Origin of the sequence: Xanthomonas sp. 1678, assembly GCF_031455575.1 — a bacterium.
Lineage (GTDB): Bacteria > Pseudomonadota > Gammaproteobacteria > Xanthomonadales > Xanthomonadaceae > Xanthomonas_A.
This window is the reverse complement of the sequence record NZ_JAVDSZ010000001.1, coordinates 510,923-530,905: the sequence shown is the minus strand read 5'-3', so window position 1 is coordinate 530,905 and position 19,983 is coordinate 510,923. Positions and strand designations below refer to the sequence as shown.

Annotated in this window: 18 protein-coding genes; all 18 read left to right on the top strand. The window is 69.0% G+C overall.

The genetic code is table 11. The annotated features are described in order from the left end of the window. Positions 1-2: 2 nt before the first annotated feature. The 18 genes from J2Y70_RS02420 (at position 3) to J2Y70_RS02335 (ending at position 19,964) form a co-directional block, all read left to right on the top strand. On the top strand, positions 3-452 hold the full coding sequence (locus J2Y70_RS02420) for a DUF4442 domain-containing protein (protein WP_309912816.1): 450 nt from the start codon (positions 3-5) through the stop codon (positions 450-452). 314 nt (positions 453-766) lie between these two features. Next, the gene (locus tag J2Y70_RS02415; protein WP_309912814.1) at positions 767-1,444 is read left to right on the top strand and encodes a DUF502 domain-containing protein; all 678 of its coding nucleotides are present in this window, start codon (positions 767-769) and stop codon (positions 1,442-1,444) included. Between the two features lie 10 nt (positions 1,445-1,454). Further along, positions 1,455-2,228: a queuosine precursor transporter gene (locus tag J2Y70_RS02410; protein ID WP_309912812.1), complete on the top strand. Its 774-nt coding sequence runs from the start codon at positions 1,455-1,457 to the stop codon at positions 2,226-2,228. Positions 2,229-2,523: 295 nt separating this feature from the next. Then, positions 2,524-4,401, top strand: coding sequence for a DUF885 family protein (locus J2Y70_RS02405; RefSeq protein WP_309912810.1), 1,878 nt, complete (start codon positions 2,524-2,526; stop codon positions 4,399-4,401). A gap of 236 nt (positions 4,402-4,637) precedes the next feature. Further along, positions 4,638-5,003: a VOC family protein gene (locus tag J2Y70_RS02400; RefSeq protein ID WP_309912808.1), complete on the top strand. Its 366-nt coding sequence runs from the start codon at positions 4,638-4,640 to the stop codon at positions 5,001-5,003. Continuing rightward, positions 5,000-5,395, top strand: coding sequence for a VOC family protein (locus J2Y70_RS02395; RefSeq protein ID WP_309912806.1), 396 nt, complete (start codon positions 5,000-5,002; stop codon positions 5,393-5,395). Before J2Y70_RS02400 ends, J2Y70_RS02395 begins: the two co-directional genes overlap by 4 nt. 152 nt (positions 5,396-5,547) lie before the next feature. Beyond that, entirely contained in the window at positions 5,548-6,441 is an 894-nt protein-coding gene (locus J2Y70_RS02390; RefSeq protein WP_263397791.1) for an ABC transporter ATP-binding protein, read from the top strand. A gap of 13 nt (positions 6,442-6,454) precedes the next feature. Continuing rightward, positions 6,455-10,060, top strand: coding sequence for an ABC transporter permease subunit (locus tag J2Y70_RS02385; RefSeq protein WP_309912804.1), 3,606 nt, complete (start codon positions 6,455-6,457; stop codon positions 10,058-10,060). A gap of 198 nt (positions 10,061-10,258) precedes the next feature. After that, on the top strand, positions 10,259-10,711 hold the full coding sequence (locus tag J2Y70_RS02380; protein WP_263397789.1) for a DUF2147 domain-containing protein: 453 nt from the start codon (positions 10,259-10,261) through the stop codon (positions 10,709-10,711). 205 nt (positions 10,712-10,916) lie between these two features. After that, positions 10,917-12,986 (top strand): methionine--tRNA ligase, encoded by a 2,070-nt coding sequence (metG, locus tag J2Y70_RS02375; protein ID WP_309912801.1) that lies wholly within the window; start codon positions 10,917-10,919, stop codon positions 12,984-12,986. 95 nt (positions 12,987-13,081) lie between these two features. Then, entirely contained in the window at positions 13,082-13,684 is a 603-nt protein-coding gene (locus J2Y70_RS02370; RefSeq protein ID WP_309912800.1) for an HAD family hydrolase, read from the top strand. Between the two features lie 49 nt (positions 13,685-13,733). Beyond that, positions 13,734-14,144 carry an Rnf electron transport complex subunit RnfB gene (gene rnfB, locus J2Y70_RS02365; RefSeq protein ID WP_309912798.1) on the top strand — a complete coding sequence of 137 codons (411 nt, stop codon included), beginning with the start codon at positions 13,734-13,736 and terminating at the stop codon, positions 14,142-14,144. A 92-nt stretch (positions 14,145-14,236) separates the two neighbouring features. Next, positions 14,237-15,022 (top strand): hypothetical protein, encoded by a 786-nt coding sequence (locus J2Y70_RS02360; RefSeq protein ID WP_309912797.1) that lies wholly within the window; start codon positions 14,237-14,239, stop codon positions 15,020-15,022. Positions 15,023-15,094: 72 nt separating this feature from the next. Continuing rightward, a complete protein-coding gene (locus J2Y70_RS02355; protein WP_309912795.1) occupies positions 15,095-15,466 on the top strand; it encodes a DUF4345 domain-containing protein in 372 nt (123 codons plus the stop codon). 58 nt (positions 15,467-15,524) lie between these two features. Beyond that, the gene (locus J2Y70_RS02350) at positions 15,525-16,082 is read left to right on the top strand and encodes a sigma-70 family RNA polymerase sigma factor (RefSeq protein ID WP_309912793.1); all 558 of its coding nucleotides are present in this window, start codon (positions 15,525-15,527) and stop codon (positions 16,080-16,082) included. Continuing rightward, positions 16,079-16,861, top strand: a complete 783-nt coding sequence (locus J2Y70_RS02345) for an anti-sigma factor (protein WP_263397782.1) — start codon at positions 16,079-16,081, stop codon at positions 16,859-16,861. Before J2Y70_RS02350 ends, J2Y70_RS02345 begins: the two co-directional genes overlap by 4 nt. A gap of 914 nt (positions 16,862-17,775) precedes the next feature. Beyond that, complete coding sequence (locus J2Y70_RS02340) at positions 17,776-18,717, top strand: fatty acid desaturase (RefSeq protein ID WP_309912791.1); 942 nt, start codon at positions 17,776-17,778, stop codon at positions 18,715-18,717. Continuing rightward, positions 18,714-19,964 (top strand): FAD-dependent oxidoreductase, encoded by a 1,251-nt coding sequence (locus J2Y70_RS02335; RefSeq protein ID WP_309912789.1) that lies wholly within the window; start codon positions 18,714-18,716, stop codon positions 19,962-19,964. Before J2Y70_RS02340 ends, J2Y70_RS02335 begins: the two co-directional genes overlap by 4 nt. Positions 19,965-19,983: the final 19 nt, after the last annotated feature.

Here is a 19,983-nt window from a genome sequence, read left to right as displayed (position 1 = left end):
CCATGAATGCTTCGTTGTTCCGTCTGGGCCTGAACCTGTGGCCGCCGTTCCTGTTCGCCGGCATCCACCTGGTGGAGCTGAGTGCGAACTACCGCTACGCGCGGGTCGAACTGCGCATGCGCCCGTGGAACCGCAACTACGTCGGCACCCATTTCGGCGGCAGCCTGTTCGCGATGACCGATCCGTTCTGGATGCTGCTGGCGATGCAGAACCTGGGCGGCGCCTACTACGTCTGGGACAAGGCCGGCAGCATCGAGTTCGTGCGCCCGGGGCGCGGCACGGTGACCGCGCAGTTCCGCCTCGACGACGCGCTGCTGGACGAGATCCGCACCGCCACCGCCGGCGGCGAAAAATACCTGCGCTGGTTCGACAACGAGATCCTCGACGCGCATGGCGAGGTGGTCGCGCGCACGCGCAAGCAGCTGTACGTCAAGCGCAAGCCGGCGCGGTAACGGCGGCGCGACAGCGACACCTGCCGCGATCGCGGCTCGGTCGATCGCGTAGCCTCCTAGCTGGAAGAGTTCCATGCGGCGTCGAGCCGAACAGCTCCGACGACTCCCGACGTCCGCAGGCCATCCTCTGCGCTCGTCGCGACTGAAGTCGCTCCCACAGGGACCGGCGCCAGCCCACGGGCGTACCACGGGAAGGGCTCGCCCGACGCCAGCGCGAAGCGCGCGTCGCTGTTTCCCCAATCGCACCTGCACGGCGTGCGCCATCCTGGTCGCCGGGCGCAGCGGTCGGCACAGCGCTCCACTACACTAGCCCGATGTCGCCCGAACCCCTCGCTCCGCACCCCCGCCCGTCCCTGCAACGGCTGTTCCTCACCGGCCTGCTGACCCTGCTGCCGATCTGGCTGACCTGGGTCGTGGTCAAGTTCGTGTTCGTGCTGCTGTCGGGCATCAGCAGTCCGTGGGTGGTGCCGCTGTCGGCGCGCATCGCCGCCTCGTTCCCGCGCGAGATGGGCTGGGCCACCGCGCTGTGGGTGCAGAACACCATCGCCCTGATCGCCACCCTGGCGGTGATCCTGCTGGTCGGCATCCTCAGCCGGCGCGTGATCGGGCAACGCCTGCTGCGCTGGTTCGAGGCGATCATGCGCCGCATCCCGCTGGCCAGCGTGGTCTACGACAGCGCGCGCAAACTGCTGGACATCCTGCAGACCCAGCCCGGCAGCACCCAGCGCGTGGTGCTGATCGACTTCCCGCACCGCGACATGAAGTCGGTGGGCCTGGTGACGCGGGTGATCAAGGAACAGGGCACCGGCCGCGAACTGGCCGCGGTGTACGTGCCGACCACGCCGAACCCGACCTCCGGTTATCTGGAGATCGTGCCGGTGGAACTGCTGACCCCCACCGACTGGAGCGTGGACCAGGCGATGAGCTTCATCATCTCCGGCGGCGCGGTGGCGCCGGACAGCGTGCCGTTCACCCGCACCATGGACCGCTGAGGGAAGGCAGATGCGCAACGGCACGCTCGACGATCGCGCCGTTCGCCTGTTCATCGGCCTGGCCGCGTTCTTCTGCGTCAATGCCGCGCTGGCCGAATTCATCGGGGTCAAGATCTTCGCGCTGGAAGACACCCTGGGCATCGCGCCGCTGAACTGGAACCTGTTCGGCCAGGCCGGCTCGATGAACTTCACCGCCGGCACCCTGCTGTGGCCGCTGGTGTTCATCCTCACCGATACCATCAACGAATTCTTCGGCCGGCGCGGGGTGCGCTTCATCTCGTGGCTGGCGGTGGCGCTGATCGGCTACGGCTTCCTGTTCGCGTTCGCCGCCATCGCGCTGGCGCCGGCCGGGTTCTGGGTCGGCGCGGCGCAGGCGCAGGGCGTGCCCGACTACCAGGCCGCGTTTGCCGCGGTGTTCGGCCAGGGCCTGTGGACCATCGCCGGTTCGCTGGTGGCGTTCCTGGCCGGGCAGCTGATCGACGTGGCGGTGTTCCACCGCATCCGCAACGCCACCGGCGAAAAGCACGTGTGGCTGCGCGCCACCGGCTCCACCGCGGTGTCGCAGCTGATCGACAGCTTCGTGGTCATCTACATCGCCTTCGTGCTCGGCCCGCAGCACTGGTCGATCCCGCTGTTCCTGGCGGTGAGCACGCTCAACTACCTGTGCAAGATGCTGCTGGCGGTGCTGCTGATCCCGCTGCTGTACCTGATGCGGCGGCTGATCACCGACTACCTCAGTCCTGCCCGCGCCGCGCAACTGCGCGAGGAAGCCGCGGCCGACTGAGCCGGCGCCCCGGCCGCGCAGGCGCGGCGCGGCGCCCGACATTTGCGCATCCCGGCGCGGGCCCGTTCGCACGCCGCCAGCGTCGCCGCTGCGCTGCGGCGACCACGCACGCACGGCCGGCGCAAACGTCGCAGACATCCGCCCTGCCTGCCCTGCGCACCGCTGAAGGCCGGCCGCACAGGCGCCGGCCGCGTGGCGCCGCACCGGCTTTTTGCTGACCGCGCAGGCGGCGATGGGTGGCCTCCACGGTGCGGATCGGGCAAGCTCCCGTGCTCGCTTGTCGTTGGAGCCCGCAATGCCGCCCAGCTTTCCCCGTCTGCTGTCGCTCGCCATCGCCGCCGTCCTGAGCCTGTCGCTGGCCGTACCGGCGGACGCGGCCAAGAAGAAGACCGCCAAACAGCAGACAGCGCAGACCCGCGCCAAGGCCAGCAAGGCCAGGAAGGCGCGCCCGGCCGCGGCGCCGGTGGTGCGCAGCAAGGCCGAGCAGCTCAATCGCCTGTACGACGATTACTGGGAAGCCTCGCTGAAGCTCAATCCGCTGCAGGCCACGTTCCAGGGCGACAGCCGCTACAACGACCAACTGCCGAACTTCCTGTCGCCCGCGTTCCGCCAGCAGTCGCACGACTTCACTGTGCAGTGGCTGGGCAAGGCCGAGGCGATCGGCAAGGACGGGCTCAGCGGGCAGGACCTGCTCAGCTACGAGATCTTCGTCGGCGACGCGCGCAACGCACTGGAGTCGGAGAAGTACCCGAGCTGGATGCAGCCGGTGAACCAGTTCTACAACGTCGGCAGCATCATGGTGATGCTCGGCTCGGGCACCGGCGCGCAGCCGTTCCGCACCGCCAAGGACTACGACAACTGGTCGCGACGCGCGCTCGGCATCCCGGCCCTGTTCGACCAGGCCATCGCCAACATGCGCGAGGGCATGAAGGCCGGCGTGGTGCAGCCGCGCGCACTGATGGAGAAGGTGCTGCCGCAGCTGGACGCGATCATCAAGCCCACCGCCGAGGAAAGCCTGTTCTGGGGCCCGGTGCGCAACCTGCCGGCGGACATGCCCGAGGCCGAGAAGCAGCGCATCACCGCCGAATACAAGCGCATGATCGAATACCGGATCATGCCGGCGTACCGCTCGCTGCGCGGCTTCATCGCCACCGAATACATGCCGGCCACGCGCAGCACCGCCGGCGTCGGCGCGCTGCCCGGCGGCGCGGACTGGTACGCGTACAACGTGCGCCAGAGCACCACCACCGAACTGAGCCCGGCGCAGATCCACCAGATCGGCCTGGACGAGGTCGCGCGCATCCAGGGGCAGATCCAGGCGGTGATGAAGCAGGTGAAGTTCCGCGGCTCGATGCCGAAGTTCTTCAAGTTCATGCAGACCGACAAGCGCTTCACCTTCAAGAGCGAGGACGAGCTGCTGACCTACTACCGCGGCCTGGAGACGCGGGTGGACGCGGCGGTGCCGCGCATGTTCTCGCTCAAGCCCAAAGCGGCGTTCGAGATCCGCCCGGTGGAGCCGTATCGCGCGCAGTCGGCGGCCGGCGGCTCGTACATGCGTCCCAGCGAGGACGGCTCGCGCCCGGGCATCTTCTACGTCAACACCTACGACCTGCCCAGCCGCAAGACCTGGGATGCGGAAGACCTGTACCTGCACGAGGCCATTCCCGGCCACCACTTCCAGCTCGGCCTGCAGCAGGAACTGACCAACCTGCCCAAGTTCCGCCGCTTCGGCGGCGAGACCGCCTACATCGAAGGCTGGGGCCTGTACACCGAATCGCTGGGCAAGGACCTGGGCCTGTACCAGGACCCGTACAACTACTTCGGCTACCTGCAGAACGAGTTGTGGCGCGCGATCCGCCTGGTGGTGGACACCGGCCTGCACAGCAAGGGCTGGACCCGCGAGCAGGTGATCGACTACATGCTCGAGAACTCGGCCACCAGCCGCACCGATGCCGAAGCCGAGGCCGAGCGCTACATGGCCATTCCCGGGCAAGCGCTGTCCTACAAGATCGGCGAGATGAAGATCATGCAGCTGCGCGACTACGCGCGCGCGCAGCTCGGCGCCAAGTTCGACATCCGCGAGTTCCACGCCGAGATCCTGAAGGACGGCTCGGTGCCGCTGGACGTGCTGCAGGAAAAGATCGAACGCTGGGTGGCGAACAAGAAGGGCTGAGCGCAGCGGCGATCCACGTCGCTTCCGTAGGAGGGGCTTGGGCCGCGACCAGGCGTTACCGGCACAAGCCCCTCCTGCAATGCATCGGCGACGTGCTGCAGCGGCCAACGCACGCTGCAGATGCGCGCGCCGCGCACGCCAACGCCGCCATGCCCGCACGATTCAGGGCCGGATATCCGACGCCGCGCTATGCTCCTTGCATGGCTCATCTCCTTCCCTCCGCAACGCAGCAGCGCATGGCCTTGACCGCGTTGACCCCGATGCTGCGCAGCGCCGACCTGGGCGCGGCGCTGGCGTTCTACACCGGCATGCTGGAGTTCCGCATCGAAAGTGGCGGCGCGGACGCCGGCTGGGCGTCGCTGCGGCATGGCCCGCTGGCGCTGATGCTGGCCGCGCGCCAGGCGCAGGGCGATGCCGCAGTCTCCGGCTTCCCCGGCTCGCTGTACTTCCGCACCGACGGTGTGGACGCGTGGTGGCAGCGGCTGCAACCGCATGCGCGCATCGCCTATCCGCTGGAGGAGTTCGCCTACGGCATGCGCGAGTTCGCGATCCACGATCCGGATGGCCACCTGCTGCAGTTCGGCCAGGCGCTGTGCCGATGAGCCTGACCCTGCGCGGCCTGCACCATGTGGCGATCATCGCCTCCGACTACGCGCGCTCGAAGGATTTCTACTGCCGCATCCTCGGGCTGCGCGTGGTCGCCGAGGTCTACCGCGACGCGCGCGACTCCTGGAAGCTGGACCTGGCCCTGCCCGACGGCACCCAGATCGAACTGTTCTCGTTCCCCGCGCCGCCGCCGCGGCCGAGCCGCCCGGAAGCCTGCGGCCTGCGCCACCTGGCGCTGCGCGTGAGCGACCTGGACGCGGCCGTCGCCCACCTGCAGGCGCACGGCGTGGTCACCGAGCCGATCCGCATCGACGAATACACCGGGCGCCGCTTCACCTTCTTCGCCGACCCGGACGACCTGCCGCTGGAGCTGTACGAGGGCGGCTGAGCGGCGCCATGCCTGGGCCGTCCGACCCCGTTGCACATCCACCCGCAGCCGCACTAGCCAGCTCGCAGCGTCGCCGCTGGCAATGACTTCCGGCGCATGCGGCAACGCGCGATCGCACCAATACTCGGGTATCGACCAGGGGAAGGTGCGCCATGCTGCAGATCCGCGAGTTGTCCAAGACCTACGCCAATGGCGTCCATGCGCTCAAGGGCGTCACCCTGGACATCCCGCACGGCATGTTCGGCCTGCTCGGCCCCAACGGCGCCGGCAAGTCCTCCTTGATGCGCACCCTGGCCACGCTGCAGGAAGCCGATTCCGGCAGCGCCACGCTCACCACCGCCGATGGCCAGACGATCGATGTGCTGCGCGACAAGGACGCGCTGCGGCGCAAACTCGGCTACCTGCCGCAGGATTTCGGCGTCTATCCCAAGGTCAGCGCGCTGGACCTGCTCGATCATTTCGCGGTGCTGAAAGGGCTCACCGAGCGGCGCCAGCGCAAGGAGCTGGTCGAGGGGCTGCTGCAGCAGGTCAACCTGTGGGATGCGCGCAAGCGCAAGCTGGGCACCTATTCCGGCGGCATGCGCCAGCGCTTCGGCATCGCCCAGGCGCTGCTCGGCAATCCGCAACTGGTCATCGTCGACGAACCCACCGCCGGCCTGGATCCGGAGGAACGCAACCGCTTCCTCAACCTGCTGGCCGAGATCGGCGAGAACGTGGTGGTGATCCTGTCCACCCACATCGTCGAGGACGTCACCGACCTGTGCCCGGCGATGGCGATCATGAACAAGGGCCAGGTCCTGCTGACCGGCCGGCCCGCCGACGCCATCGCCACGCTCAGCCAGCAGGTCTGGCGCAAGCAGGTGGCCAAGAGCGCGCTGGCGGAGTACGAAGCGCGCTTCACTGTGCTGTCCACCCGGCTGGTGGCCGGCAGCCCGGTGATCCATGTGTTCAGCGCCGAGTGCCCGGAAGCGGGCTTCGAACCGGTCTCGCCCGACCTCGAGGACGTGTATTTCCAGCGCCTGCGCCAGCAGGCGCGGGCCGCCTGACGGAGCGCCGACCATGATCCTGGCTTTCCTGCGCTTCGAGCTGCGCGAGCAGTTGCGTTCCCCCCTGCTGTGGCTGCTGGCCGCGCTGCTCGCCCTGCTCGCCTTCGGCGCCAGCTCCAGCGACGCGGTGCAGATCGGCGGCGGCATCGGCAACGTCCACCGCAATGCGCCCTCGGTCGTCGCCACGATGATGACCGCCTTCACCCTGATCGGCTTGCTGGTGGCCACGCTGTTCGTCAGCAATGCGCTGCTGCGCGACTTCGAGCTGGGCACCGCCGAACTGGTGTTCTCCAGCCCGGTACGGCGCCGCGACTATCTGGTCGGACGCATCGGCGCAGCCTTGCTGGCCTGCATGGTGATGTACCTGATCGTCGCGTTCGGCATCTTCATCGCCCAGTTCATGCCGTGGATCGATCCGGTCCGGCTGGGGCCGGTGGCCGTCTCGTCCTACCTGTGGACGCTGGCGGTGATGGTGCTGCCGAACGTGCTGTTCGCCACCGCGCTGCTGTCGCTGCTGGCGGTGACCGCGCGCAACATCCTGTGGGTGTATGTCGGCGTCATCGTGTTCCTGGTGCTGTACGGGGTCAGCCGCGCGGTGCTGGCCGACCTGGACAACGTCTGGGCGGCCACCCTGTCCGACCCGCTCGGCATCCGCGCGCTGGCGCAGACGCTGCGCTACTGGTCGGCGGAAGAGCGCAACCACAACCTGCCCGAACTCAGCGGCTACCTGCTGGCCAACCGTGCGCTGTGGCTGGGCGTGTCGGTGCTGCTGTTCGCGGCGACCTTCGCCCTGTTCCGCACCGAACGCAGCGGTACCCGCCGCCGTTTCGGCCGCAAGCAGCCGGCGCCGGCCGTCGCGGCGCCCGTGGCCGCAGCCGCGATCGCTGCGCGCGCCGTGCGACTGCCGGCAGCCGTCCCGTTCGCGCAGAACGGCGCCGGCTGGCGGCAATTGCTGCGGCAGGTGCGCTTCGACACCCTGGGCGTGTTCCGCAGCGCGCCGTTCGTGGTCCTGCTGCTGCTCGGCATCGCCAACTTCGTGCCGCAGGCCTTGTTCGGCGGCAACTACTACGGCACCGACATCTGGCCGGTGACCTCGATCATGCTGCAGGGGCTGCAGAACAGCTACAGCTTCCTGCTGGTGATCATCGTGCTGTTCTATGCCGGCGAACTGGTGTGGAAGGAACGCGGCGTGCGCATCGACGGCATCACCGATGCGATGCCGGTCCCGAACTGGGTGCCGCTGCTGGGCAAGCTGTTGACGCTGATCGCGGTGATCGCGGCGTTCCAGGCGGTCGGCGCGCTGGCTTCGGTCGCGGTGCAGCTGGGCAAGGGCTATACCCAGATCGAGCCGCTGCTGTATCTGAAGACGCTGGCGCTGGGTTCGGTGTTCTACGTGTTGATGGGCGGCATGGCGCTGGTGCTGCAGGTGCTGAGCAACAACAAGTTCTTCGGCTATGCGCTGCTGATCCTGCTGCTGATCGGGCAGGTGGCGCTGTCGATGCTCGACTACACGCAGAGCCTGTACAACTTCGGCAGTTGGCCGAATGCGCCGTATTCGGACATGAACGGCTTCGGCCACTTCCTGCCGGGGCAGCTGTGGCTGCAAGGCTATTGGGGCCTGTTCCTGCTGACCTTGCTGTTGCTGGCGGCCGCGTTCTGGCCGCGCGGCGTCGGCAACGGACCGCGCCAGCGGCTGCGGCTGGCACGGCAGCGCCTGCGCGGCGGCGCCGGGGTCGCGACCGCGCTGTCGCTGCTGGCGTTCGCCGCGGTCGGCGGCTGGATCTACTGGAACACCAATATCTACAACACGTTCCGCTCGCCCGACCAGGAACTGGACCTGCAGGCCCGCTACGAGCGCGAGTACCGCAAGTACAAGGACCTGCCGCAACCGCGCATCGTCGCGGTCATCAACCAGGTCGACCTGCGCCCGGAAACGCAGTCGGTCGTCGTGGACGCCACCTGGACCGTGCGCAATACCCACGCCACGCCGATCGGCGACGTGCACCTGGGCATGAGCGGCGAGGATGGCGACGACACCCTGGTCGCGGTGGACCTGGGCGGGCAGACCCTGGTCAAGCACGACAAGGCGCTGGGCTACCGCATCTACCGGCTGAGCACCCCGCTGCAGCCCGGCGAGCAGCGCACCTTCCGCTTCCGTGTCGATCGCCATCCGCACGGGCTCACCGTGCGCCAGGCGCAGACCGAGATCGTGGGCAACGGCAGCTTCTTCAACAGCAGCATGCTGCCGTGGTTCGGCTACAACGAGCAGCAGCAGATCGAGGACCGCAACGAGCGCCGCAAGCGCGGGCTCGGCGAACCCACGCGCATGCCCAAGCTCGAAGACCAGGCCGCGCGCGCCAACACCTATATCAGCGACGATGCCGACTGGATCGATTTCGCCACCACCATCTGCACCGCGCCGGACCAGATCGCGCTGGCGCCCGGCTATCTGCAGAAGGAATTCGTTCGCCAGGGCCGGCGTTGCTTCAGTTACGCGATGGACCGGCCGATGCTGAACTTCTACGCCTACCTCTCGGCACGCTGGCAGGTGAAGAAGGCGCGCTACAAGGACATCCCGATCGAGGTCTACTACGACGCCAAGCATCCGTACAACGTGCAGCGGATGATCGAGGGCGTGCAGAAGTCGCTGGCCTACTACGAGCAGCACTTCACCCCGTACCAGCATCATCAGGTACGCATCATCGAGTTTCCCGGCTACCAGAGCTTCGCCCAGTCCTTCGCCAACACCATCCCGTACTCGGAGTCGATCGGCTTCATCGCCGACCTGCGCGACCCGGACGATATCGACTACGTGTTCTACGTCACCGCGCACGAAGTGGCGCATCAGTGGTGGGCGCACCAGGTGATCGGCGCCAACGTGCAGGGCGCGACGATGCTGTCCGAATCGCTGGCGCAGTACTCGGCGCTGATGGTGATGGAGCAGGAGTACGGACGCGCGCACATGCGCCGCTTCCTGAAGTACGAACTGGACCGCTATCTGAGCGGACGCGGTGGCGAAAGCCTGGAGGAGCTGCCGCTGTACCGCGTGGAGAACCAGCAGTACATCCACTACCGCAAGGGCTCGCTGGTGTTCTACCGGTTGCGCGAGGAGATCGGCGAGCAGGCGCTGAACCGCGCGCTGCACAAGTTCCTGCTGGCCAAGGCCTTCCAGCAGCCGCCTTACACCACGTCGGCCGAGCTGCTGCAGTTCATCCGCGCCGAGGCGCGCCCCGAGCAGCAAGCGCTGATCACCGACCTGTTCGAGAAGATCACCTTCTACGACAACCGGGTCGAAGCGGCGACCGCGCGCAAGCGTGCCGATGGCCGCTACGACGTGACCCTACACTTGCACGCCGCCAAGCACTATGTGGACGGCAAGGGCAAGGAGCGCGACGGCGCGCTGGACGACTGGATCGAGGTCGGCGTCTTCGCCAAGGGACCATCGGGCAAGGAACGCGACGAGCAGGTGCTGTACCTGCAGCGCCTGCACGTAACCACCGCCGCGCCGACGATCACCGTGACCGTGGAGCGCTTGCCCAGCGAAGCCGGCTTCGATCCGTACAACAAGCTGATCGACCGGGTCTCGAACGACAACCGCAAGCAGGTGACGCTGCAGTAACCGGCGCCGCCGCTTCGGCGGCGGGGTGCCGCGCGCCGCAGTCTGGCCGCGCGGCGGCCCCGGCCGCCAGCCCGGCAGCGCAGGCGACTCGCTGAACCGCCCGCGCCCGGCGATTCCCAGCACCATACGCTTGGGTATACAGTCCGCTCCAGGTCGGCATCGCGCCGACCGCTTCGCACACACCCTGGGAGGGGACACATGCGCACCACCTTCAAGACCCTGATGCTGGCCCTGCCGTTGAGCCTGGCCGCGTTCGTCGCGCAGGCCGCCGACACCTCGCCGGTCGGCCGCTGGCAGACCATCGACGACGAAACCGGCAAGCCCAAGTCCATCGTGCAGATCGAGCAGGCCGGCAACGGCACGCTCAGCGGCAAGGTGATCGAGATCCTGCAGTCCGACAAGGGCCCCAACCCGCTGTGCGACAAGTGCGACGGCGCGCAGAAGGGCAAGCCGATCAAGGGCATGACCATCCTGTGGGGGCTCAAGCCGGACGGCACGGCGACCTGGAGCGGCGGTTCGGTGCTGGACCCGGCCAAGGGCAAGACCTACAAGGCCAAGGTCACCCTCAGCGACGGCGGCAAGAAGCTGCAGATGCGCGGCTACATCGGCATCGAGGCGCTGGGGCGGACGCAGACGTGGGTCAGGGAGTGAAGCCGGGACTCGGGACTGGGGACTTGGGACTCGGAACGGCGGGCTAAAGCAGGCGTCAACGACATCACCTGGTTCCCACCCAGCTCCAAAGTCAAAAAGGCGCCGCAAGGCGCCTTTTTTGACTTCCGAGTCCCGAGTCCCCAGTCCCGAGTCCCGGCTCCACGACTAATGCGATAATCGCGATCCCCCTGGATCGCCGTTCGCCATGACCCGCACCGCTCTCGTCACCACCGCCCTGCCCTACGCCAATGGCCCGCTGCACCTGGGCCACCTGGTCGGCTACATCCAGGCCGACATCTGGGTACGCGCGCGGCGGCTGCGCGGCGACCGCACCTGGTTCGTCTGCGCCGACGATACGCATGGCACGCCGATCATGCTCGCCGCGGAGAAGGCCGGGGTCACCCCGGAAAACTTCATCGCCAACATTCAGGCCAGCCACGAGCGCGACTTCGCCGCGTTCGGTGTGGCCTTCGACCACTACGACTCGACCAACTCGGCCGCCAACCGCGCGCTGACCGAGGCGTTCTACGCCCGGCTCGACGCCGGCGGCCACATCGCGCGGCGCTCGGTGGCGCAGTTCTACGATCCGGCCAAGGGCATGTTCCTGCCCGACCGCTACATCAAGGGCATCTGCCCGAACTGCGGCAGCGCCGACCAGTACGGCGACAACTGCGAGGTCTGCGGCGCCACCTATGCGCCGACCGAGCTGAAGGAGCCCAAGTCGGTGATCTCCGGCGCCACGCCGGAACTGCGCGACTCCGAGCACTTCTTCTTCGAGGTCGGCCGCTTCGACGGTTTCCTGCGCGAATGGCTGGCCGGCGACGTGGCCCTGCCCGGGGTCAAGGCCAAGCTGATGGAGTGGCTGGACAGCGAGGGCGGGCTGCGCGCCTGGGACATCTCGCGCGACGCGCCGTACTTCGGCTTCGAGATCCCGGGCCAGCCGGGCAAGTACTTCTACGTGTGGCTGGACGCGCCGATCGGCTACCTGAGCAGCTTCCAGACCCTGTGCGCGAGCCTGGGCGAGCCGTTCGAGCCGCACCTGACCGCCGGCACCGCCACCGAACTGCACCATTTCATCGGCAAGGACATCGTCAACTTCCACGGCCTGTTCTGGCCGGCGGTGCTGCACGGCACCGGCCACCGCGCGCCGACCCGGCTGCACGTCAACGGCTACCTGATGGTCGACGGCGCCAAGATGTCCAAGTCGCGCGGCACCTTCGTGATGGCGCGCACCTACCTGGACGTGGGCCTGGAGCCGGAAGCGCTGCGCTACTACTTCGCCGCCAAGTCCTCCGGCGGCGTCGACGATCTGGACCTGAACCTGGGCGACTTCGTGGCGCGGGTCAACGCCGACCTGGTCGGCAAGTTCGTCAACCTGGCCAGCCGCTGCGCCGGCTTCATCGACAAGCGCTTCGGCGGCACCCTGGCCGACGCGCTGCCGGACCCTGCGCAGTACGCGCGCTTCGCCGCGGCGCTGGCGCCGATCCGCGAGGCCTACGAGCGCAACGACCCGGCCAGCGCGATCCGCCAGACCATGGCCCTGGCCGACGAGGCCAACAAGTACATCGACGAGCACAAGCCGTGGGTGATCGCCAAGCAGGACGGTGCCGAGGCGCAGCTGCAGGCGGTCTGCACCCAGGGTCTGAACCTGTTCCGGGTGCTGGCCGGCGCGCTGAAGCCGGTGCTGCCGCGCACCAGCGCCGAGGCCGAGGCGTTCCTGTCCGCGCCGCTCACCGCCTGGGAAGACCTCGACGCGCCGCTGCTGGCGCACGTCATCCAGCCCTACGCCCCGCTGTTCACCCGAATCGACCCCAAGCTGATCGACGCCATGACCGACGCCTCCAAGGACACCCTCGCCCCCGCGCCCGCCGCCGCCAAGCCGGCGCCGGCCAAGCCCGAAACGAAGGCTGCCGCGAATCCCGAATCCCCACTCCCGAATCCCGGCCTCATCGGCATCGACGATTTCGCCAAGCTCGACCTGCGCATCGGCAAGGTGCTGGCCTGCGAATTCGTCGAAGGTTCGGACAAGCTGTTGCGCTTCGAACTGGATGCCGGCGAACTGGGCAAGCGCCAGATCTTCTCCGGCATCCGCGGCAGCTACGCCGAGCCGGAAACGCTGGTCGGCCGCAACGTGGTGTTCATCGCCAACCTGGCGCCGCGCAAGATGCGCTTCGGCCTGAGCGAAGGCATGATCCTGTCGGCCGGCTTCGACGGCGGCGCGCTGGCGCTGCTCGATGCCGACAGCGGCGCGCAACCGGGCATGCCGGTGCGTTGAAGGCCGGGATTGGGGAGTCGGGATTGGGGATTCGTTGAAGCGGGTCCCTTGCTCGATCCGCTGCATGAGCTGCCTTTGCAAATCCCGAATCCCCAATGCCCAATCCCGGCTCCCTGGCCCTGTTCGATTTCGACCACACGGTCACCATCGCCGACAGCTATGCGCGGTTCCTGCGCCGCGTCGCCACGCCGCAGCAGCTGGCGCGGGCGAAGTGGTCGGTGGGACCGTGGCTGGCCGGCTATCGGCTGGGCCTGGTGTCGGCGCAGGCGATCCGCAGGCGGGTCACCCGGTTCGTGTTCGCCGGCCGTGCGGCCGACGAGATCGCCGCGCAGGCCGACGCGTATGCGCGCCAGGTGCTGCCGACGCTGTTGCGGCCGGAGATGATGCAGCGCATCGCCTGGCATCGCACGCAGGGCCACCGGATCGCACTGGTGTCCGGGTCGCTGGACCTGTACCTGCAGCCGTGGTGCGCCGAACACGGGCTGGAGCTGATCTGCAACCGCCTGGAGGCGCGCGACGGCCGCCTGACCGGCCGCTATGCCGATGGCGATTGCGGGCCGCACAAGGCGCGGCTGATCCGCGCGCGCTACGATGTGGCCGCCTGTTCGCGCGTCTACGCCTACGGCGACAGCCGTGAGGACCGGCCGATGCTGGCGCTGGCCCACGAGCGCTGGTACGGCGGCCACCGCGTCGCCTGACCCTGACCCTCGTCCTGCAGCGCGCCGCATCCGACGCGCCGAATCCGCCATGAAGCCCGCCCAAGACATCCTGCTCGAACGCCTCGATCGCCTGCTGCCGCAGACCCAGTGCGGCCAGTGCGGCTTCGACGGCTGCCGTCCGTACGCCGAGGCGATGGCGCACGGGCAGGCGCAGGTGGACCGCTGCCCGCCCGGCGGCGATGCCGGCGCCCGCGCGCTGGCGCGCGTGCTCGGCACCGCGGCGCTGCCCTACGACCGCAGCCGCGGCACGCACAAGCCGGCGCAGGTGGCGTTCGTGATCGAGGCCGACTGCATCGGCTGCACCAAGTGCATCCAGGCCTGCCCGGTCGATGCCATCGTCGGCGGCGCCAAGCACATGCACACGGTGCTGGCGCCGCTATGCACCGGCTGCGAACTGTGCGTGCCGGCCTGCCCGGTGGACTGCATCGAGCTGCGCTGAGCGCGGCATGCGTCGCCGACGCGACCGCCGGCGCATCCGGATCGGCGCCCGCCGCGTATCGCTAGCTGTCATCCACCTCGGAAGCGCCGCGCATGCCCATGCCGACCGCCCGTTCCCCGTTCGTCCCGCCGCCGCGCGCGCTGGCCCTGCTGGGCATCGCCGCGCTCGGCGCCGCCGCCCCGGCGCAGGCGATGCTGCAGTACGACGGGCTGGCCTACGCCGCCGACGGCGGCCAGCTGCTGTACCGCGAACGCCATTGGGTGCGCGACGATGGCGCGCGCTTGGTGCTGTATCGCTGCGCCGACGGCACGGCCTTCGCGCGCAAGCGCATCGCCGACGGCGGCATCGCTCCGGACTTCGAACTGGTCGATGCGCGCAGCGGCTATCGCGAAGGCGTGCGCCGCGCCGGCGCCGGCCGCGAAATGTTCACCCAGGCCAGGGGCCAGGCGGAACGGCGTGCGCCGTTGCCGGCGACGGGCGCCCCGCAGGTAATCGACGCCGGGTTCGACGCCTATCTGCGCATGCACTGGGACGCCCTGGGCAGCGGCGCGCCGCAACGCATCGCCTTCGTGCTGCCCAGCGCCTTGCGCACGCTCGATTTCCAGATCAAGCCCGGCGCCGCCGATGCGGGCGTGCAGCGCTATACCCTGGCGCTGTCCGCATGGTACGGCGGCCTGTTGCCCGACATCGCGGTGGCCTATGCGCGCAGCGACCGGCGCCTGCTCGAGTTCCGCGGCGTCGGCAACCTCCGCGATGCGCAAGGCCGCTATCCGCGGGTGCGCATCGAATTTCCCGAGCGCCTGCGCGCGCAGGCCGGCGACGACGCCTGGGACCAGGCCCTGCAACGTCCCATGGTCGCGCAATGCGGCGCGCGTTGAGCGCGACGTCAGCGCGTCCGCGGCGACCGACCTATCCATGCACGCATGTCCATCCCACGACGAGGAATATCCATGGCCAAGGCCTACCTGTGGTTCAACGCCGCGCTCTATGCGGTCCTGGCGCTGTGGTGCACGCTGCTGCCGGCGCAGACCGCCGCCGCGGTCGGCTACGTCGGCCTGGACCGCTCCGGCCAGTCCGAGTACCTGGTCATCTACGGCGGCCTGCAATTGGGCATGGCGTTCCTGTTCGGCTACTTCGCCCGCACCGCGCAGCTGCGCACCGGGCTGCTGCTGGCGCTGGCGTTCTACGTGCCGATCGTGCTCTACCGCAGCGTCGGCCTGCTGCGGCTGTGGCCGGTGGGCCCGACCACGACCGGACTGGCCGTCTTCGAGATCTTGCTGCTGCTCGCCGCACTGGCGCTGTGGCGCGGACAGCGCCGTTGAGCGACGTCCACGCCGAAAGCCTGTAGCATCGCCGCGACCTACGCCACCGCTGCCCGGCATGACCGAGACGCCAGACCACGACGAAGCGGGACAACTGCTGGTCGCCACCGCGGCCGGCGACAGCGTTGCGTTCGAGCGCCTGTACCGGACCACCTCGCCGCGCCTGTTCGGCGTGTGCCTGCGCATCGTGCCGCAGCGCGGCGACGCCGAAGACGTGCTGCAGGACGTGTTCGCCTCGGTCTGGCGCAAGGCCGCGCAGTTCGATCCGCTGCGTGCGCGCGGCCTGACCTGGCTGACCATGATCGCCCGCAACAAGGCCATCGACCATCTGCGCGCACGCGCGCCGGCACGGCAGTCGGTGGCGCTGGACGATGTCGGCGAACTGCACGACGAAGGCCGCGATCCGTTGGCCGAGACCGAATGGCGCGTCGCCGGACGGCGCCTGGACGTGTGCATGGGCGAACTGGAACCGCCGCGCGGGGACCTCATCCGCACTGCGTTCTTCGAAGGCATCACCTATGAGGAATTGGCCGCGCGCAGCGGCACCCCGCTGGGCACGGTCAAGAGCTGGATCCGCCGCGGCCTGGCCAAGCTGAAGGCGTGCCTGGAACGATGAACGCCTCCGTGCCCGATCCGCAGGAAACCCCGCCGTCGCGCGACGTACTGGCCGGCGAATACGTGCTCGGCGTGCTCGACGCGCACGAGCGCCGTGCCGCCGAGCAGCGCATCGACAGCGATGGCGACTTCGCCGCGTCGGTGACGCAATGGCAGCAGCACCTGATGCCGCTGGCCGACGAGATCGCGCCGGTGCCGGTGCCCGATCGCGTGTGGGTGCGCATTCGTGCGTCGTTGGGACTGGATGCACCAGCGCCACGTGCGCCGACGGCAGCGCCTGGCTTCTGGGAAAACGTGCGCGCCTGGCGTTGGCTGAGCGCTGGCGGCTTCGCCACCGCAGCGGCGTGCATGCTCACGCTGATGGTCGCGCGTCAGCCGCTACCGCCGCAAACGCCCACGCCGCCAGCCGCGACAGTGCCAACCGACACCGGCATCGCGATGACCTCGACGCTGATGCAGGACGACGGCAAGCCTGGCTACGTGGTACTGATGGACGCCGACAAGAAGCGCATCACCCTGACCCCGCTGGCCGGCCGACGCGATGCCGAGCGCGTGCCCGAGCTATGGCTGATCCCGGCCGACGGCAAGGCACGCTCGATGGGCGTGTTCGACGACGCGCAGGCGCGTGCGGCGCGCATTCCCGATGCGTTGATGCCGTTGCTCAGCGATGGCGCGGTGCTGGCGGTGACGATGGAACCGCCTGGCGGCGCACCCGGTGGCGTGGCCACCGGCCCGGTCGTCGCCAAGGGCGGCATCAGCACGCTGCGCCTGGCGCCGTAGGCAGGCCGCCGCGGTGCCAGCTGTTCCTTCTCCCATCGGGAGAAGGTGCCCCGAAGGGGCGGATGAGGGTACGGGCGAAGCCTCACAGATCCAGGTGCGCCAGGCTGTGCGTGCCGACGCACCCTCACCCCAACCCCTCTCCCGAGGAGAGAGGGGCTAACGGCAGCACTCGCTGCACTGCCTCGCAGTTCCCCTTCTCCCCACGGGAGAAGGTGCCCCGCAGGGGCGGATGAGGGTACGGGCGAAAGCCTCGGAAATTTCGGTGCGCCAGGCTGTCCGTGCCGACGCACCCTCACCCCAACCCCTCTCCCGAGGGGAGAGGGGCTAACCGCGGCGCTCTCTGCACAGCCTCGCAGCTCCCTTCTCCCCGCGGGAGAAGGTGCCCCGCAGGGGCGGATGAGGGTACGGGCGAAGCCTCGTAAATTTCGGTGCGCCAGGCTGTACGTGCCGACGTACCCTCACCCCAACCCCTCTCCCGAGGGGAGAGGGGCTAACCACGGCGCTCTCTGCACAGCCTCGCAGCTCCCTTCTCCCCGCGGGAGAAGGTGCCCCGCAGGGGCGGATGAGGGTACGGGCGAAGCCTCGGAAATTTCGGTGCGCCAGGCTGTCCGTGCCGACGTACCCTCACCCCAACCGCTCTCCCGAGGGGAGAGGGACTAACCGCGCGCGCTGACAGCCCGACAACAGCTCCCTTCTCCCCATGGGGAAGGTGCCCGCAGGGACGGATGAGGGACGGGCGAAGCTCGGAAATGCGCGTGCGCCAGGCCGCCCAGCAGCGCCATGCGCGAAAGACACCACACACGTGCATCCGATCTCTAGCTTTGCCCGTATCGGTATCCGAATCCCCACGAGATGCACCTGTGACGAACGCCGTTCCGGACCCTCCCCGTGCACCCGTCGCTGCGTCTGCCGCGGTGCCCGCGCCGCATCGCGGCAACGTGGCGCGTACGCTGCGCCGCTGGTTCGATACCGGTGCGGAGATCGAACTGGACGAGGCCCGCGCCGATCGCATCGACTGGCTGCGCGCCGCACCCTACCTCGGCCTGCACCTGGCCTGCCTGGGCGTGTTCTGGGTCGGCGTGTCCTGGTTCGCGGTGGGCATGGCGCTGGCGATGTACGCCGTGCGCATGTTCGCGCTCACCGGCTTCTACCACCGCTATTTCGCCCACCGCGCGTTCAAGACCTCGCGGCCGGTGCAGTTCCTGTTCGCCGCGCTCGGCGCCACCAGTGTGCAGCGCGGCCCGCTGTGGTGGGCCGCGCACCACCGCAACCACCACCGCCACACCGACACGCCGACCGATCCGCACTCCCCACGCCAGCACGGCTTCTGGTGGAGCCATAGCGGCTGGTTCCTGACCCCGCGCGGCTTCCGCACCGACTGGGAGGCGATCCCGGACCTGCGCCGCTTCCCGGAACTGCGCTTCCTCGACCGCTTCGACCTGCTGCTACCCGTGCTGCTGGCGCTGGCGCTGTTCCTGCTCGGCGGCTGGCTGCAGCGTCACCATCCGCAGCTGGGCACCGATGGGCCGCAGCTGCTGGTGTGGGGTTTCTTTATCTCCACCGTGGCCCTGTTCCATGCCACGTTCACCATCAACTCGCTGGCGCACCGCTTCGGCAGCCGCCGTTTCGACACCCGCGACGACAGCCGCAACAACGCCTGGCTGGCGCTGCTGACCTTCGGCGAGGGCTGGCACAACAACCACCACTTCTTCCCCGGCGCGGCGCGCCAGGGCTTCCGCTGGTGGGAGTGCGACCTGACCTGGTACGGCCTGAAGGTGCTGTCGTGGACCGGACTGGTGCGCGAGCTGAAGCCGGTGCCGCCCGGGCTGCTGCGTGCACAGGCGCGCGCGCGATGAGCCGCATCGCCGTGATCGGCTCGGGGATCGCCGGGCTGGGTTCGGCATGGCTGCTGTCGCAACAGCACCATGTGACCCTGTACGAGGCCGCCAACTACCTGGGCGGGCACACCCACACCCATACGATCGAGCTGGACGGCGTGCAGTACGCGGTGGACAGCGGCTTCATCGTGTTCAACCCGCAGCACTATCCGCTGCTGAGCCGGCTGTTCGCGCAACTGGAGGTGGCGGCGCAGCCGACCACGATGAGTTTTTCGGTGCACGAGGCGCGCACCGGGCTGGAATACAACGCCGGCAGCCTGGGCGGGCTGTTCTGCCAGCGCGGCAATCTGGCCAACCCGCGCTTCTGGCGCATGCTGCGCGACCTGCGCCGCTTCTACCGGCAGGCGCCGCAGGTGCTGAGCGACGCCGCGCAGGCGCAGCTGACCCTGGGCGAGTTCCTGCAGCGCCACCGCTACTCGGACGTGTTCCGCGACGCGCACCTGGTACCGATGGCCTCGGCGCTGTGGTCCTCGCCCTCGCAGCGGATCCTGCAATTCCCGATGCGCCAGCTGGTCGGCTTCATGGCCAACCACCACATGCTGCAGCTCAGCGGGCGGCCGCAATGGCAGGTGGTGCGCGGCGGCTCCAGCAGCTACGTGCATGCCCTGCGCAGCCGCTGGCGGGTCGAGGAGCGCGTGAGCACGCCGGTACGCTCGGTGCAGCGACTGTCGCAAGGCGTCTCGGTGCTGACCGATGCCGACACCGAGCACTACGACCATGTCGTGCTGGCCTGCCACGCCGACGACGCGCTGCGCCTGCTCAACGACGCCAGCGCCGCCGAACGCGAGATCCTCGGCGCGATCACCTATCAGGACAACGACACCCTGCTGCACACCGATGCGCGCGTGCTGCCGCGCAACCGCCGCGCCTGGGCGGCGTGGAACGCGCACGTGCCGGCCGATGCGGAGGCGCCGTGCACGGTCAGCTACTGGATGAACGCGCTGCAGTCGATCGCTTCGCCGCAGCCATTCATCGTCAGCCTCAACCGCAGCGGCGACATCGACCCGGCCAAGGTGCTGCGGCGCATGCGCTACCGGCATCCGCTGCAGACTCAGGCCGCGGTAGCCGCGCAGGCGCGCAAGCACGAGATCCAGGGCCAGCGCGGCACCTGGTTCGCCGGCGCCGGCTGGGGCTTCGGCTTCCACGAGGACGGCCTGCGCAGCGCGGTCGACGTCGCCGCCGGGCTGGGGATACCCTGGCCATGAATCTACTGCGCAGCGCTAC

Coding starts and splice junctions, on each gene's coding strand:
- J2Y70_RS02420 (WP_309912816.1), top strand. CDS start 3: ATGAATGCTTCGTTGTTCCGTCTGGGCCTGAACCTGTGGCCGCCGTTC.
- J2Y70_RS02370 (WP_309912800.1), top strand. CDS start 13,082: ATGCCCAATCCCGGCTCCCTGGCCCTGTTCGATTTCGACCACACGGTC.
- J2Y70_RS02335 (WP_309912789.1), top strand. CDS start 18,714: ATGAGCCGCATCGCCGTGATCGGCTCGGGGATCGCCGGGCTGGGTTCG.
- J2Y70_RS02390 (WP_263397791.1), top strand. CDS start 5,548: ATGCTGCAGATCCGCGAGTTGTCCAAGACCTACGCCAATGGCGTCCAT.
- metG (WP_309912801.1), top strand. CDS start 10,917: ATGACCCGCACCGCTCTCGTCACCACCGCCCTGCCCTACGCCAATGGC.
- J2Y70_RS02345 (WP_263397782.1), top strand. CDS start 16,079: ATGAACGCCTCCGTGCCCGATCCGCAGGAAACCCCGCCGTCGCGCGAC.
- J2Y70_RS02410 (WP_309912812.1), top strand. CDS start 1,455: ATGCGCAACGGCACGCTCGACGATCGCGCCGTTCGCCTGTTCATCGGC.
- J2Y70_RS02405 (WP_309912810.1), top strand. CDS start 2,524: ATGCCGCCCAGCTTTCCCCGTCTGCTGTCGCTCGCCATCGCCGCCGTC.
- J2Y70_RS02395 (WP_309912806.1), top strand. CDS start 5,000: ATGAGCCTGACCCTGCGCGGCCTGCACCATGTGGCGATCATCGCCTCC.
- J2Y70_RS02415 (WP_309912814.1), top strand. CDS start 767: ATGTCGCCCGAACCCCTCGCTCCGCACCCCCGCCCGTCCCTGCAACGG.
- J2Y70_RS02385 (WP_309912804.1), top strand. CDS start 6,455: ATGATCCTGGCTTTCCTGCGCTTCGAGCTGCGCGAGCAGTTGCGTTCC.
- J2Y70_RS02355 (WP_309912795.1), top strand. CDS start 15,095: ATGGCCAAGGCCTACCTGTGGTTCAACGCCGCGCTCTATGCGGTCCTG.
- J2Y70_RS02400 (WP_309912808.1), top strand. CDS start 4,638: ATGGCCTTGACCGCGTTGACCCCGATGCTGCGCAGCGCCGACCTGGGC.
- rnfB (WP_309912798.1), top strand. CDS start 13,734: ATGAAGCCCGCCCAAGACATCCTGCTCGAACGCCTCGATCGCCTGCTG.
- J2Y70_RS02350 (WP_309912793.1), top strand. CDS start 15,525: ATGACCGAGACGCCAGACCACGACGAAGCGGGACAACTGCTGGTCGCC.
- J2Y70_RS02360 (WP_309912797.1), top strand. CDS start 14,237: ATGCCCATGCCGACCGCCCGTTCCCCGTTCGTCCCGCCGCCGCGCGCG.
- J2Y70_RS02380 (WP_263397789.1), top strand. CDS start 10,259: ATGCGCACCACCTTCAAGACCCTGATGCTGGCCCTGCCGTTGAGCCTG.